This is a genomic window from Pseudoroseomonas cervicalis ATCC 49957, assembly GCF_000164635.1.
In the GTDB taxonomy this organism is placed as follows: Bacteria; Pseudomonadota; Alphaproteobacteria; order Acetobacterales; family Acetobacteraceae; genus Pseudoroseomonas; species Pseudoroseomonas cervicalis.
This window is the reverse complement of record NZ_GG770781.1, coordinates 57335-71356: the sequence shown is the minus strand read 5'-3', so window position 1 is coordinate 71356 and position 14022 is coordinate 57335. Positions and strand designations below refer to the sequence as shown.

The window sequence follows — 14022 nt, the reverse complement described above, 5'->3', positions numbered from 1 at the left end:
CGCCGCCGCCATCGCCGCCGGCGACGCGGAGGCCGCGGCGGCCGAGATGCGCGCCCATGTCGAGGGGGTGCGGCGCCGCCTGCCCGGCTGAGGCGGCGACGCCAGAAATCCTGGCGCGGCGCCGCCGCAGGAAATCCTGGCGCGCCGGCGCCGCGCGGTCCATGCCGGGCGGGCCGCCAACGCCCTGGGGAGGACGCCGCATGCGCCGCATCATCGACCTGTCGATCCCGATCGAGAACGACGTGCCCGCCGACCCGCCGATCCAGCGGCTGGAGATCACCTACCAGACGCATCGCGAGACGGCGGGGCTGGTGGCCTCGCTGTTCCCGGGGCTGCGGCCGGAGGATCTGCCGGAGGGCGAGGGCTGGGCGGTGGAGACGCTGCGCCTGTCCACCCACAATGGCACGCATCTCGACGCGCCCTGGCACTACCACAGCACCATGGATGGCGGGCGGCGCGCCATCACCATCGACGAGGTGCCGCTGGACTGGTGCCTGCAGCCCGGCGTGAAGCTGGATCTCCGGCACCTGCCGGACGGGCATGTGGTGACGCCGGAGGAGCTGGATGCCGCGCTGGCGCGCATCGGCCACACGTTGCGGCCGCTGGAGATCGTGCTGCTCAACACCTCGGCCGGCGCCGCCTTCGGCCAGCCGGACTACATCCATCGCGGCTGCGGCGTCGGGCGCGAGGGCACGCTGCACCTGCTGCGCCAGGGGGTGCGGGTGGTCGGCACCGATGGCTGGAGCTGGGACGCCCCCTTCCTGCACACCGCCCGCCGCTATGCCGAGACCGGCGATGCCAGCCTGATCTGGGAGGGCCACAAGGCGGGGCGCGAGGCCGGCTATTGCCAGATCGAGAAGCTGCACGGGCTGAAGGCGCTGCCGGACAAGGGCTTCCTGGTCTCCTGCCTGCCGGTGAAGATCCGCGGCGCCTCGGCCGGCTGGACGCGGGCGGTGGCGATCCTGGAGGCGTGAGCCGGGCGCGCCTCGCGCAACCCGGGATGGCGGGGCTGGCCGCCGCCGCGCGCCTGGCGTGCTGGGGTGGCGGCCTTCTCGCGCCAATAGTATAAAGCTAACAATTTATTACTCGATTTTCCGCTTTTCGGACATCTTATATTTCAACAATTCATGAACTACACTTTTCCGTGGAATCATCGAGGCGATTTGGTTTAGGGTGTTGCTTGGCCGGGCCCCGCGCTGCGCCCGGGATCGACGCCTGACCGTGGCCGGGCCAGCCGCGCCGCGCGCCGGCGCCTGCTGGAGACCCCTGCATGTCCCAGATCCTCACCCCCGAGCAGAAGCGGCGCTTCGCCGTTTTCCGCATGACCGAGGAGGATGTGGCCGCGCTGCAGGGTCTCTCGGAGTTCGCGCAGCAGCGGCTGCCCGCCCTGCTGGTCGCGCTGCATGCCGAGCTGTCCGCCTGGCCCGAGATCCGCGAGGCGCTGAGCAAGCCCGAGGTGCACAAGGTGCGCGTGGCGCATTGGGTGCGCGTCGCCTCCGGCCAGTTCGGCGATGGCTTCATGGAGTCTGCCCGCGCCCTGGCCAGCGCCTTCTACAAGCATGGCGTGCCCGGCTATGCGGTGACCATCTGCCACGCCACGGTGATCAACGCCATCTATGCCGAGCTGGACACGATGCCCGCCAAGGGCGGCTGGTTCGCCCGCAAGGACCAGGGGCTGGCGCTGCGCCGGGCGCTGAACCGCGCCGCCTGGGTGGATCTCGAAGTGCTGCTGGAGACCTATGCCGAGGCGGAGAAGGCCAGCCAGCGCGCCGCCATGAATGACGTGGCCAATGACTTCCAGGGCCGCGTGCAGGGCGCGATCGGCGCCATCGGCCAGGCGGTGCGGCAGATGGACGAGGCGGTGCGCACCATGTCCGGCAGCGCCGAGCAGTCGCTGCGCAATGTCGAGGCGGTGTCGGGCGCCAGCCGGGCCGCCTCGGGCGAGGTGGCGACCGTCGCCGCCGCCGCCGACGAGCTTTCCGCCTCGGTGAACGAGATCACCCGCCAGGTCAGCCAGTCCGCGACCATCGCCGCCCAGGCGGTGGCCGAGGCGCGGCGCACCGACGGCATCGTCCAGGCCCTGGCCGAGGGCGCCGGGCGCATCGGCGAGGTGGTGCGGCTGATCAGCGACATCGCCGGCCAGACCAACCTGCTGGCGCTGAACGCCACGATCGAGGCGGCGCGCGCCGGCGATGCCGGCAAGGGCTTCGCCGTCGTGGCGTCCGAGGTGAAGAACCTCGCCACCCAGACCGCCAAGGCGACCGAGGATATCAGCCAGCAGATCGGCCAGATCCAGGCCGCGACCGGCCACGCGGTCAACGCCATCCAGGGTATCGCCGCCACCATCGACGGCATCAACCAGGTGGTCTCCAGCATCTCCGCCGCCGTCGAGGAGCAGGGCTCGGCCACCGCAGAGATCGCCCGCAGCGCGCGCATGGCCGCCGAGGGCAACCAGCGCGTCAGCAACCTGATGCAGGAGGTCGGCCAGCGCGCCGAGGAGACGCGCCAGATCGCCGGCACGCTCAGCCGCAGCTCCGCCGAGCTCAACCAGCAGAGCGGCACGGTCAACCAGGCGGTCGGGCAGTTCCTCGACAATCTGCGCCGCGCCTGAGGCAGCCGGCGCCCCCCCCCCCGCCCGGCCGGGTGGGGGGCGTTGGGCTTCAATCCGGCTGGATGCGCGCCTCGCGCACCAGCTGGGTCCATTCGGCCAACTCGCGCTCGACCCGCGCCTGCAGCGCCTCGGGCTGCTGGATGCGGATGATGGCGCCCTGCTCCCCGGCGCGGCGGCGGAATTCGGCGCTGTCCACCACGGCGTTGCAGGCCTCGGTCAGCCGCCGCAGCACCGGCTCCGGCGTGCCGGCGGGGGCGAAGACGGCGAACCAGCCGATCACCTCCAGATCCGGCATGCCCGCCTCGGCCAGGGTCGGCACCTCCGGCAAAGCCGGGTGGCGCTCGGCCGCGGTGATGGCGATGGCGCGCAGCCGGCCATCGCGCACGAAGGGCATCAGCGGCGGCGGCGTGGTCATCATCATCTGCACCCGCCCGGCCACCAAATCCTGCGTCGCCGGTCCGGTGCCGCGATAGGGCACATGCACCATCTGCGCGCCGCTGCGCAGCTTCAGCAGCTCCGTCCCCAGATGCTGCAGCGAGCCGGTGCCGGCGGAGGCGTAGTTCAGCTGCCCCGGATTCGCCTTGGCATAGGCGATCAGCCCGGCCAGGTCGGTGGCCGGGATCGAGGGGTGCAGGAAGATCACCTGCGGCGCCTCCAGCAGCAGGGAGACGGCGGCGAAGTCGCGCTTCACGTCATAGCCGGGATTGGGCAGCAGCGCCGGCGTGCCGGTGTGGTAGCCCGAATACTGCACCAGCAGCCGGGTGCCGTCGGGGCGGGCGCGCGCCACATCCTGGGTGCCCAGCGCGCCATTGGCCCCCGCCTTGTTCTCCACCACCACGGTCTGGCCAAGCTGGCGCGACAGCGGCTCGGCCAGCAGGCGGGCGGCGAAATCGGTGGTGCCGGCGGGCGCCGTCGGCACCACCAGCGTGATGCCGCCGGATTGCGCCCGCGCGGCGCCGGCACCGGCCAGCGCCGCCCCGGCGCCCAGCGCCACCCCCAGCGCCTGGCGGCGCCCGATGCCTGTCGATCGCGACATGATCCCCTCCCCTGTCTTGCTTGCCATCAGCATGGCGGCGGCGCGGCGGCAGGCCAAGCGCTTCCTGCGCCGGCCGCTGTCCAGCATCCGGGGGAAAGGAAGAAAGGTGAGGGGAATGAATTCCCATCAGACCCCTTCTTCTTTTTTTCGGTTTTGGGTGGGCGCTGCGGCGTGCGCCCCGGTCTGGGCCTGAAAAGCCGGACGCCTGCCACAGCCACCAAACTTGCAGAAAAAAGAAGGGGTCCGGGGAATTCCTTTCCCGGCCTGCTTCTCTTATCCTGAATGTGAATGGGTCTAGGCGGGCGCCCAGGCCGGGTTGAGCAGCGGCGAGGCCGCCCCCAGCGCGCGCCGCGCCGCCCAGTATTCGGCGTGCAGCTTCCCGACCAGGTCGGCGGCGGGGCGCACCGCGTCGATGCCGGAGACGCTCTGCCCGGCGCCCCAGATCTCCTTCCAGCGCTTCTTGCGGTCACTGCCGAAATCCATGGCGCTGGGGTCGGAGACGGGCAGGTTCTCCGGGTCCAGCCCGGCGCGGCGCAGCGAGGGCTTCAGGTAGTTGCCATGCACGCCGGTGATGAGGTTGGTGTAGACGATATCCTCCGCCCCGGCCTCGACCAGCATCTGCTTGTAGTCCGGCACGGCGCGCGCCTCCTCCGTCGCGATGAAGGCGCTGCCCAGATAGGCGAAATCGGCGCCCATCGCCTCGGCCGCCAGGATGCCGCGGCCACTGGCGATGGCCCCCGACAGGGCGACGGGCCCGTCGAACCAGCGGCGGGTTTCCTGCAGCAGGGCGAAGGGGCTTTGCGTTCCGGCATGGCCGCCGGCCCCGGCGGCGACCAGCACCAGCCCGTCCGCCCCCTTCTCCACCGCCTTGTGCGCGAAGGTCTGGTTGATGACATCGTGCAGCACATGGCCGCCATAGCTGTGTACCGCCTCGAACACCTCCGGCCGGGCGCCGAGCGAGGTGATGACCAGCGGCACGCGGTGCTTCACGCAGAGCGCCAGGTCCTGCTCCAACCGGTCGTTCGAGCGATGCACGATCAGGTTGATGGCGAAGGGCGCCGCGGGGCGGTCGGGATTCGCCGCGTCATGCGCGGCCAGCCTTTCGCGGATCTCGGACAGCCAGTCATCGAGCTGCTCGGCGGGGCGGGCGTTGAGCGAGGGCATGCTGCCGATCACCCCGGCGCGGCATTGCGCCACCACCAGCTCCGGCACTGAGATGATGAACAGGGGCGAGCCGATCAGCGGCAGGCGCAGCCGCCCCTTCAGGCCGTGCAACAGGGTCATGCCGAACTCCAGGACGTTTCTCCTGGCCCGGAGTGTGCGGCGGAACCGGGCGCCGCTCAAGCCGCGGCGCCCGGGCGGTGGTCAGGCGCGGAACCAGCCCTCGATGCGCGAACCGTGCTCGCTGATATAGGCCTCGACGGCCTCGCCAGGGGTCTTTTCCTGGGCCACCAGCATGGCGCTCTCCAGCTCGGCCAGCGGCAGGTTCAGGCGGGAGAGGAAGCGCGCCAGCTCCGGCTGCTGCTCGCCGAGGCCGGGCCGGCCCAGCGCCAGCACCTCCTCCTGCCCGCCCAGCGTGCCCTTGGGGTCCGCGAGATACCGCAGATCATGCTTGCCGAACATCCAGTGCGGGCTCCAGGCCGTCGCCACCACCCAATTCTCGCGGCGCATGGCGCGCTCGACCATGCTGAGCATCGCGGCCTCGCTGGATTCCTGCAGCGTGTAGTCGAGGCCGTATTCCTCGATCGTCTTGCGCGACAGGCGGGTCAGGCCGGCACCCGGCTCGATGCCCTGGATGCGGCCGCCGAGCTTGCCGCGCACATCCGCCTTGGCGAGATCGGCGATGGAGCCGAGCTCGGCCTCCGGCACATAGGCCGGCACCACCCAGCCCAGGCGCGCGCCGCTGTAGAGCACGCCAAGGCGCTCGACGCGGCCCTCGACGCGCGACCAGTAATCGGCATGGGTCTGCGGCAGCCAGCACATCAGCATGGCGTCGACATCGCCGCGCGTCAGCCCTTGGTAGAGCGGCGCGACATCGGTCTGCACCAGTTCCACCTTGGTGCCGAGGCGCTGCTCGGTCAGCCGCGCGGCGAGGCGGGTGATGAACTCGGCATCCGCCCAGGGGGCGAAGCCGAACTTCACCGTGCCGGCGGCACGGGCGAGGCGCGGGGCGGACAGGCCGAGGGCGGTGGTGGTGACGGCGGTCGCCGTCAGGCCGAGAAGGGCGCGCTTGCCGATCATGCGGAATCCTTTCGTGGACAGGGAGAAGCGGAAGGGGAGGCGCAGGGCGGGCGCTCGGCCGCACGCGGCGCGGCCGGTGTCCTGCGTCGCGTGCGGTCCGGGGTCAGGCGCGGCGGGGCTCGCCGTCCGGCACGGTCTCGGCCTGCGGCGCCGCGGCGCCACGGCCCAATGCCTGGCGCAGCGTGGTGGCGAGGCCGGGGCGGCCCTGGCCGAAGCTCTGCGTGATGCGGTCGAGCAGCACGGCGAGCACGACGACCGCCAGGCCACCCTCGAAGCCGGTGCCGACATCGAGGCGCTGGATGCCGGTCAGCACCGTGTTGCCGAGGCCGCCGGCGCCGATCATCGAGGCGATGACGACCATCGACAGCGACAGCATGATGGTCTGGTTGATGCCGGCCATGATCGAGGGCAGCGCGTTCGGGATCTGCACCTTCAGCAGCAGCTGCGTCGGCGTGCAGCCGAAGGCGAGGCCGGCCTCGATGAACTCCGAATGCACCTGGCGCAGGCCGAGATTGGTCAGGCGCACCACCGGCGGCATGGCGAAGATCACGGTCGCGATGGTGCCCGGCACGGCGCCGAGGCCGAAGAACATCGCCGCCGGGATCAGGTAGACGAAGGCCGGCATGGTCTGCATCAGGTCCAGCGCGGGGCGCGCCACGGCCTGCACCCAGGCGCTGCGCGCCATGGCGATGCCGAGCGGCACGCCGACCAGGATGGCGAAGCCGGTGGCCGCCAGGACCAGCGACAGCGTCTCCATCATGCGCACCCAGAGGCCCATGCCGTCGATCAGCAGCAGCGCGGCCAGCGCGAACAGGGAAAACTTCCAGCCCACCCGCCACAGCGCCAGCAGGGCGATGACGGCGATGACGGCGGGCTCCGGCATGCCGACCAGCGCGCCGCGCAGCGCGCCGGTGACCAGTCCGATGGCGGCGGCGATGCCGTCCAGCGCCGGGGTGAAATGGTCGAGGATGTAGTTGACGGCGGCATCGGCGGCCTCGCCGACGCGCAGCTCGAGATCCAGCATGGAGATGGTCCTTGTGCGGTGGGCGGGCTCAGTTGCCCGAGCGGTCCAGCGTCATCAGCAGGGCGGATTTGCTGATCGAGCCGACATAGCGGCGCGACGCATCCACCACCGGCACGGGAAAGGGGCTTTGCGCGACGCGGCCCATCACCTCGGAGAGCGTCTCGCCGGCATCGACCGGCTCGACCTCGGGCAGGAAGGCGCGGTGATAGGGGTCGGCCTCGCCGCCGCGCGCGGCGCGGGCGAGCGATTCGGCGCTGACCATGCCGTGATACTTCTTGTCGCGGCCGACGACGATGGCGATGTCGCGATCGTGCCGCCGCATGCGCTCCAGCGCCGCCGGGATGGCGAGGCCCTTGCGCTCGATCAGCGTCACCTGCGTCTCGCGCGCGATGTCGCCGGCGCGGAACACCTGGCTGACATCGACATTGCGGAAGAAGGAGCGGACATAGTCATTGGCCGGCTTGGTCACGATCTCGTCCGGCGTGCCGACCTGCACCACCTCGCCATGCTGCATGATGGCGATGCGGTCGCCGATGCGCATGGCCTCGTCGAGATCGTGGCTGACGAAGACGATGGTGCGGCTGTGCTCGGATTGCAGGCGCAGCAGCTCGTCCTGCATCTCGGCGCGGATCAGCGGGTCGAGGGCGGAGAAGGCCTCGTCCATCAGCAGCACGGTGGGCTCGCTCGCCAGGGCGCGGGCGAGGCCGACGCGCTGCTTCATGCCGCCGGAAAGCTGGTCCGGCCGGCTCTGCGCATAGGCGGCCAGGCCGACGCCCTCCAGCGCCGCCATCGCCTTGGCGTGGCGCTCGGCCTCCTTCACCCCGGCGACCTCGAGGCCGAAGGCGGCGTTGTCGAGCACGCTGCGATTGGGCAGCAGGGCGAAGGACTGGAAGACCATGCTCATGTCGCGGCGGCGCAGCGCGATCAGCTCGGCCGGCGACATGCGGGTGATGTCCTGGCCCTCGACCAGGATGCTGCCGGCGGAAGGCTCGATCAGCCGGTTGATCAGCCGCAGCAGCGTGGATTTGCCGGAGCCCGAGAGCCCCATGATGACGAAGATCTCGCCGGCATGGATGTCGAAGCTGGCGTCGCGGACGCCGATCGTGCAGCCGGTCTCGGCCAGGATCTCGTCCTTGCCGCGGCCCTGGCGGACCATCTCGACCGCCGCGTCGGGCCGGTCGCCGAACACTTTGAAGACGTTGCGGAGCGCGATCTTCACCGGCGGCTGGGCGTCGCCGCCCATCGGGGTTGTGGGTTCCATTGCGTCCTCTGGCCTGCCGCCCGCCTTCGGGGACGACACCACCTCCATAGGGTTTCGGTCAGGCGGCGGGCACCGGACGCGCCCTGAAAAAGCCACAAATCTGTGGAGCCGCCGGCTCAGTTGGCACCGGTCTAGAGCGTCAGGATCGAATTGTCCAGCCTGACGAGCAAATCGACCGTTCACATTCTCCCCAGAAATGCAATCAACGCCCGATCACTTGCCGCATTCCATGAGAATATGTGCGGATACACGGCAGCGAAGTTCTCATGGCGCTGCTACATTTCTGATCTTGATGCTGCATCGAACAGAGTATGGTCTTTTCCGCATCGCGGAGCATTCATCCGCCACCCTGCCGGCATCGCCGCAGGTGGCGCGCGGACTGCCATGCTTGCGGGCAGACAACGCCACGCCCATGCTCGGGTTGCGCCACCTGGCCGCGACCGGGCCAGCGCCAGGGAGAAGACCGCCATGCTGAAGGGCCTCGACCCGCTGCTGACGCCCGACCTGCTGCACACGCTCTGCGCCATGGGGCATGGCGACAGTGTCGTGCTCGCCGACGCCAACTTCCCCGCCGCAGCGCGGGCGCGCCGCCTGCTGCGCCTGCCAGGCGTGCCGGCCGATGCCGTGCTGCGCGCCATTCTCAGCGTGCTGCCGATCGACGACTTCATCGCGCATCCGGTGCGCAGCATGCAGGTGGTGGACGATGCGGCGGCGGTGCCGGAAGCGGTGCGGGCCTTCACCGATGTGCTGGCGCAACACGGGCTGCGACCCCCCGCCCCGCTGGAGCGCCACGCCTTCTATGCCGAGGCGGAGCGCGCCTTCGCCATCGTGCAGACCGGCGAGCGGCGCCTCTATGGCAATCTGCTGCTGACCAAGGGCGTGGTCGCATGAACCGCATCGACGCGCACCACCACATCTGGGATCTGTCACGCCCTGGCTATGGCTGGATTGGCGCGGACTCGCCGCTGCGGCGCGATGTCGCGCTGGCCGATCTGCGCCCGCTTCTTGGCCCTGTGACGGCGACGCTGCTGGTGCAGGCGGATGATTCGGATGGCGAGACGGAGTATCTGTTGCGCCAGGCACGGGAGTCCGGCGGGCTGGTGCGGGGCGTTGTCGGCTGGGCGGACCTCGCCGCGCCCGACGCGCCGGCGCGCATCACGGCACTGGCGCGCAACCCGCTGCTGAAGGGGCTGCGGCCGATGCTGCAGGACATCCCCGAACGGGACTGGATCCTGCGCGCCGATGTGGCGCGCGGCCTGCACGCCATGCAGGAGGCCGGGCTGCGGCTCGACCTGCTGGTCCTGCCGCATCACCTGCCGCTGCTGCCGGAGCTGGTGGCGCGCCATCCTGACCTGCCGATGGTCATCGACCACGCCGCCAAGCCACCGATCCGCGCCGGGACGTTCGAGCCCTGGGCCAGCGACATGGCCCGTGCCGCCGCCTGCCCTGGCCTGCACTGCAAGCTCTCCGGCCTGCTGACCGAGGCGCCTCCCGGCGCCGATGCCGACACGCTGCGCCCCTGGGTCGCGCATCTGCTGCGGCATTTCGGCTCTGGGCGCCTGATCTGGGGCAGCGACTGGCCAGTGCTCGAACTCGCCGCGCCCTATGCGCGCTGGCTGGACCTGACCGATCATCTGCTGGCACCGCTGGAGGAAGCGGCGCGCGCGGCGATCCTGGGCGGCAATGCCCGGCGCTTCTACGGCCTCGGCTGAGCGCGAGCGGCAGCAGCGGCTGCGCCGCCCCCTCGACGCGCTGGCCGAGGAAGCGGGCTCTCCGCGGCGCTGGGCGGCTTACATGCCCGGCATCATGTTGGCGTCGAGATTCTGCATCACCCAGAGCGAGCCGATCACCACGATGCCGACCACCACGGCGGTGAACAGGAAGGCCATCAGCGTCCAGCGCTCGCCGGGCGCGGTGCGCAGGTGCAGGAAATACACCAGATGCACCGCCATCTGCGCGACGGCGAGGAGCAGAACGGCGGGCACCGCCAGTTCGCGCGGCAGCCAGCCGCCGAGCACGATGGCGAAGGGCAGCGCCGTCAGCGCCAGCGACCAGAGCAGGCCGCGCAGATAGCCCAGCGCGTCGCCATGCGCATGCGCCGATTGCGCCGCGGCGGGGTCGGGCCCCGGGCGGGCCGGATGGCGGGAGGCCAGCATGCTCAAAGAACTCCCAGCAGGTAGACGATGGTGAAGACGCCGATCCAGATGACGTCGAGGAAGTGCCAGAACATGCTGAGGCAGTTCAGCCGCGTCAGGTTGGTGTCGCTCAGCCCCTTCACCGCGACCTGCGCCATCAGCACGCCGAGCCAGAGCAGCCCGGCCGTGACATGCAGACCATGCGTTCCCACCAGGGTGAAGAAGGCGGAGAGAAAGGCGGAGCGGTCCGGCCCCGCGCCCTCGGCGATCATGTGGTGGAACTCGTTCAGCTCCATCGCCAGGAAGGCGAGGCCGAGCAGCGCCGTCAGCCCCAGCCAGGACAGCGCCACGCGGCGCCGGCCGCGCACCGCCGCGAGCATGCCCATGCCATAGGTGATGCTGCTGGCCAGCAGGATCATCGTCTCGGTGAAGACATAGGGCAGGTCGAACAGCGCATGGCCGTCCGGCCCGCCGGCGGTCGCGTGGCTGAGCACCGCATAGGTGGCGAAGATCCCCGCGAAGAGGATGCAGTCGCTCATCAGATAGATCCAGAAGCCGAGCGCGACGGTCGGCCCGGCATGGGCCTGCGCCTCGGCGGCCGAATGGCTCTGCGCCGGCGTGTCGGTGCCGAGATGCTCGATCTCGAAAGTGTGGGCGGACATGCTCAGGCCTCCTGCAGGGTGTGGCCGGCCTGCATGCGCCGCGCATGCGCCGCCTCGGTGCGGGCGACCAGCGCCGCCGGCACCTCATGGCCGTGATGCTCGAACCAGGAATGGGTGATGGCGGAGAGCACCATTCCGGCCAACCCCAGCCCCGCCATCCACCAGATGTGCCAGACCAGCGCGAAGCCAAGCACGACGCTGAAGCCGCCGATGACGATGCCGGTCGGCGTGTTGCTCGGCATGTGGATCGGGTGGAAATCCTCCCGCTTCGGCGACAGGCCCTGCGCCTTCATGTCCCAATAGGCGTCGATGTCGCGCACCTGCGGCGTCTCGGCGAAATTGTAGAAGGGCGGCGGCGAGGCGATGGCCCATTCCAGCGTGCGCCCGCCCCAGGGGTCGCCGGTCAGGTCGCGCAGGCTCTCGCGCTGGCGGATGCTGACGACGATCTGCGCGATCTGGAACAGGATACCGCAAAGGATGACCAGGGCACCGAAGGCGGCGACGTAGAGATAGGGCTGCCAGAGCGGGTTGTCGGAATGGTTCAGCCGCCGCGTCATGCCCAGGAAGCCGAGGATGTAGAGCGGCATGAAGGCCAGGTAGAAGCCGACGATCCAGCACCAGAAGGCCTTGCGGCCCAGCCCCTCATGCAGGCGGAAGCCGGTGGCCTTCGGGAACCAGTAGGTGAAGCCGGCGAAACAGCCGAACACCACGCCGCCGATGATGGCGTTGTGGAAATGCGCGATCAGGAACAGGCTGTTGTGCAGCACGAAGCTGACCGGCGGCAGCGCCATCAGCACCCCCGTCATGCCGCCGATGACGAAGGTGATGATGAAGCCGATGGTCCACAGGACCGGCGTGTCGAAGCGCACCCGGCCGCGATACATGGTGAACAGCCAGTTGAAGACTTTCACCCCGGTCGGGATCGAGATGATCATCGTCGTGATGCCGAAGAAGGCATTGACGTTGGCGCCCGAGCCCATGGTGAAGAAGTGGTGCAGCCAGACGATGAAGGACAGCACGGTGATGCAGACCGTGGCCCAGACCATGGCGTGGTAGCCGAACAGGCGCTTGGAGGAGAAGGTCGAGACGATCTCGGAGAACACGCCGAAGACCGGCAGGATCAGGATGTACACCTCCGGATGGCCCCAGGCCCAGACCAGGTTGATGTACATCATGGCGTTGCCGCCGGCCTCGTTGGTGAAGAAATGCGTGCCGGCGTAACGGTCGAGCCCGAGCAGCGCCAGTACCACCGTCAGGATCGGGAAGGCGGCGACGATCAGCATGTTGGCGCAGAGCGAGGTCCAGGCGAAGATCGGCATGCGGAACATCGTCATGCCGGGCGCGCGCATCTGCAGGATGGTGACGATCATGTTCACCCCGGCCAGCAGCGTGCCGAGGCCGGAGATCTGCAGCGCCCACAGATAGTAGTCGACGCCGACGCCGGGGCTGTAGTCGAGCCCGGAGAGCGGCGGATAGGCCAGCCAGCCGGTGCGCGCGAACTCGCCGACGCCGAGCGAGATGTTGACCAGGATCGCGCCCGCCGCGGTCAGCCAGAAGCTGAGATTGTTGAGGAAGGGGAAGGCCACGTCGCGCGCGCCGATCTGCAGCGGCACCACCAGGTTCATCAGGCCGACGATGAAGGGCATCGCCATGAAGAAGATCATGATGACGCCATGCGCGGTGAAGATCTGGTCGTAATGCTCCGGCGGCAGGTAGCCGGCGCCGCCGCCCGAGGCCAGGGCCAGCTGCAGCCGCATCATCAGCGCGTCGGCGAAGCCGCGCAGCAGCATCAGCCCGGCCAGGATGATGTACATGATGCCGATATTCTTGTGGTCGACCGAGGTCAGCCATTCCGACCACAGCCAGCCCCAGCGGCGCTGCCGCGTCAGCAGCAGCGCGACCGCCAGCACGGCCAGCGCCATCATGCCGACCGCCGCCATGACGATCGGCTCGTGATAGGGAATGGCCTCGAGGGTGAGCTTGCCCAGCATGGCGTTACTCCTTCGGCGCGGCCAGCGCCGCGTGATGCGCGGGCGCGGCCGTCGTGGAGAGAGGCCGGTCCATCATGCCGCCCGGTGCGCTGCGGCGCAGGATCGCGGCGAAGAGATCGGGCGTGACGCGACTGTAATGCGTCACGGGCGCGCGTTCGCTCGGCCTGGACAATTGTTCATAGGTCGCGGCGTCCAGCGCGCCGCCCCCGGCGCGCACACGTGCCACCCAGGCGTCGAAACCGGCGCGGTCCGAGGCATGCGCGGTGAACTTCATGTCGGAGAAGCCGGCGCCGCTGTAATTGGCCGAGAGGCCGGCATAATCGCCCGGCGCGTCGGCCAGCAGGTCGAGCTGCGTCACCATGCCCGCCATCGCATAGACCTGGCTGCCCAGTTGCGGAATGAAGAAGGAGTTCATCACGCTGCCGGAGGTGATGCGGAAATGCACCGGCGTGCCGACGGGCAGCGCCATCTCGTTGACCGCGGCGACGCCCTGGTCGGGGTAGATGAACAGCCATTTCCAGTCGAGCGCGACGACCTCGACATTCACCGGCGGCACGGAGGATTCGATGCGCCGATAGGGATCGAGCTGATGCGTGGCGCGCCAGGTGATGACCGCCAGCGCCAGGATGATGGCGCAGGGCACCGCCCAGACCACCGCCTCGATCCGTCCCGAATGGTCCCAGTCCGGCGCGTAGCGCGCCGCGCGGTTGCCGGCGCGGTAGCGCCAGGCGAAGGCCAGGGTCATGACGATGACCGGCACCACCACCAGCAGCATCAGCCAGGTGGCCGTCAGCATCAGCGATTTCTCGGCCAGTCCGATCGGCCCCTGGGGGTCCAGCACGCCCTGCTGGCAGCCGGCCAGCAGGGGCAGCGCGGGCAGGAGCGGCAGGCAGGGGCGCCAGCCCCGCCGGGCGCTTGCCGGTGTGTCTCTCATCCTCGATCCCATCCTCGCGGGCGCGGCGCGCCAGGGCGCCACCGGCGGCGCAGCCGCGCCGGCCGGGCGATCCGCCCGGTTTCATCCTGTGCTGTTCCTGGACGTCCCTGGCCGGGGCGACGCCGCG

14 protein-coding genes are annotated in these 14022 nt (G+C 70.0%); 5 read left to right on the top strand and 9 right to left on the bottom strand.

The features are described from left to right. Positions 1–200: 200 nt before the first annotated feature. On the top strand, positions 201–974 hold the full coding sequence (locus HMPREF0731_RS15520; RefSeq protein WP_007005116.1) for a cyclase family protein: 774 nt from the start codon (positions 201–203) through the stop codon (positions 972–974). A 296-nt stretch (positions 975–1270) separates the two neighbouring features. Next, positions 1271–2611: a globin-coupled sensor protein gene (locus HMPREF0731_RS15515; protein ID WP_007005115.1), complete on the top strand. Its 1341-nt coding sequence runs from the start codon at positions 1271–1273 to the stop codon at positions 2609–2611. A 49-nt stretch (positions 2612–2660) separates the two neighbouring features. Here the strand turns inward: HMPREF0731_RS15515 and HMPREF0731_RS15510 are convergent, their stop codons facing one another. From HMPREF0731_RS15510 to proV, 5 genes are all read right to left on the bottom strand, one after another. After that, complete coding sequence (locus HMPREF0731_RS15510) at positions 2661–3647, bottom strand: Bug family tripartite tricarboxylate transporter substrate binding protein (RefSeq protein ID WP_157136156.1); 987 nt, start codon at positions 3645–3647, stop codon at positions 2661–2663. A 294-nt stretch (positions 3648–3941) separates the two neighbouring features. Next, positions 3942–4931: an NAD(P)H-dependent flavin oxidoreductase gene (locus HMPREF0731_RS15505; RefSeq protein WP_040613602.1), complete on the bottom strand. Its 990-nt coding sequence runs from the start codon at positions 4929–4931 to the stop codon at positions 3942–3944. 81 nt (positions 4932–5012) lie between these two features. Then, positions 5013–5888 carry a glycine betaine ABC transporter substrate-binding protein gene (locus HMPREF0731_RS15500; protein ID WP_040613601.1) on the bottom strand — a complete coding sequence of 292 codons (876 nt, stop codon included), beginning with the start codon at positions 5886–5888 and terminating at the stop codon, positions 5013–5015. A 103-nt stretch (positions 5889–5991) separates the two neighbouring features. Further along, positions 5992–6912, bottom strand: a complete 921-nt coding sequence (locus HMPREF0731_RS15495; RefSeq protein WP_007005111.1) for an ABC transporter permease — start codon at positions 6910–6912, stop codon at positions 5992–5994. 28 nt (positions 6913–6940) lie between these two features. Then, positions 6941–8173 carry a glycine betaine/L-proline ABC transporter ATP-binding protein ProV gene (gene proV / locus HMPREF0731_RS15490; protein WP_211207943.1) on the bottom strand — a complete coding sequence of 411 codons (1233 nt, stop codon included), beginning with the start codon at positions 8171–8173 and terminating at the stop codon, positions 6941–6943. A gap of 468 nt (positions 8174–8641) precedes the next feature. Here proV and HMPREF0731_RS15485 point away from each other — a divergent pair, with 468 nt between their 5' ends. Continuing rightward, entirely contained in the window at positions 8642–9064 is a 423-nt protein-coding gene (locus tag HMPREF0731_RS15485) for an RbsD/FucU family protein (RefSeq protein ID WP_040613597.1), read from the top strand. Beyond that, the gene (locus HMPREF0731_RS15480) at positions 9061–9885 is read left to right on the top strand and encodes an amidohydrolase family protein (protein WP_007005108.1); all 825 of its coding nucleotides are present in this window, start codon (positions 9061–9063) and stop codon (positions 9883–9885) included. Before HMPREF0731_RS15485 ends, HMPREF0731_RS15480 begins: the two co-directional genes overlap by 4 nt. Before the next feature lie 78 nt (positions 9886–9963). On the opposite strand, the gene cyoD is transcribed toward HMPREF0731_RS15480, so the two are convergent. Genes cyoD through cyoA form a run of 4 tightly spaced genes read right to left on the bottom strand, consistent with a single transcriptional unit; the run spans position 9964 to position 13823 of the window. Next, positions 9964–10329, bottom strand: a complete 366-nt coding sequence (cyoD, locus tag HMPREF0731_RS15475) for a cytochrome o ubiquinol oxidase subunit IV (RefSeq protein ID WP_083854544.1) — start codon at positions 10327–10329, stop codon at positions 9964–9966. Positions 10330–10331: 2 nt separating this feature from the next. After that, on the bottom strand, positions 10332–10970 hold the full coding sequence (cyoC, locus tag HMPREF0731_RS15470) for a cytochrome o ubiquinol oxidase subunit III (protein ID WP_007005106.1): 639 nt from the start codon (positions 10968–10970) through the stop codon (positions 10332–10334). 2 nt (positions 10971–10972) lie between these two features. Further along, positions 10973–12961: a cytochrome o ubiquinol oxidase subunit I gene (cyoB, locus tag HMPREF0731_RS15465; protein WP_007005105.1), complete on the bottom strand. Its 1989-nt coding sequence runs from the start codon at positions 12959–12961 to the stop codon at positions 10973–10975. Between the two features lie 4 nt (positions 12962–12965). After that, entirely contained in the window at positions 12966–13823 is an 858-nt protein-coding gene (gene cyoA, locus HMPREF0731_RS15460) for a ubiquinol oxidase subunit II (protein ID WP_245538350.1), read from the bottom strand. Here cyoA and HMPREF0731_RS26210 point away from each other — a divergent pair. Further along, the coding region (locus HMPREF0731_RS26210) for a hypothetical protein (RefSeq protein WP_007005103.1) at positions 13711–14022 on the top strand (312 nt) is incomplete at its 3' end. The two genes, cyoA and HMPREF0731_RS26210, sit on opposite strands and share 113 nt — an antisense overlap.

Excerpts from the sequence above, each read along its gene's own strand:
- proV (WP_211207943.1), bottom strand. The coding sequence starts at position 8,173 with ATGGAACCCACAACCCCGATGGGCGGCGACGCCCAGCCGCCGGTGAAG.
- HMPREF0731_RS15510 (WP_157136156.1), bottom strand. The coding sequence starts at position 3,647 with ATGTCGCGATCGACAGGCATCGGGCGCCGCCAGGCGCTGGGGGTGGCG.
- HMPREF0731_RS15505 (WP_040613602.1), bottom strand. The coding sequence starts at position 4,931 with ATGACCCTGTTGCACGGCCTGAAGGGGCGGCTGCGCCTGCCGCTGATC.
- cyoD (WP_083854544.1), bottom strand. The coding sequence starts at position 10,329 with ATGCTGGCCTCCCGCCATCCGGCCCGCCCGGGGCCCGACCCCGCCGCG.
- cyoC (WP_007005106.1), bottom strand. The coding sequence starts at position 10,970 with ATGTCCGCCCACACTTTCGAGATCGAGCATCTCGGCACCGACACGCCG.
- HMPREF0731_RS15495 (WP_007005111.1), bottom strand. The coding sequence starts at position 6,912 with ATGCTGGATCTCGAGCTGCGCGTCGGCGAGGCCGCCGATGCCGCCGTC.
- HMPREF0731_RS15500 (WP_040613601.1), bottom strand. The coding sequence starts at position 5,888 with ATGATCGGCAAGCGCGCCCTTCTCGGCCTGACGGCGACCGCCGTCACC.
- HMPREF0731_RS15515 (WP_007005115.1), top strand. The coding sequence starts at position 1,271 with ATGTCCCAGATCCTCACCCCCGAGCAGAAGCGGCGCTTCGCCGTTTTC.
- HMPREF0731_RS15485 (WP_040613597.1), top strand. The coding sequence starts at position 8,642 with ATGCTGAAGGGCCTCGACCCGCTGCTGACGCCCGACCTGCTGCACACG.
- HMPREF0731_RS15480 (WP_007005108.1), top strand. The coding sequence starts at position 9,061 with ATGAACCGCATCGACGCGCACCACCACATCTGGGATCTGTCACGCCCT.
- cyoB (WP_007005105.1), bottom strand. The coding sequence starts at position 12,961 with ATGCTGGGCAAGCTCACCCTCGAGGCCATTCCCTATCACGAGCCGATC.
- HMPREF0731_RS15520 (WP_007005116.1), top strand. The coding sequence starts at position 201 with ATGCGCCGCATCATCGACCTGTCGATCCCGATCGAGAACGACGTGCCC.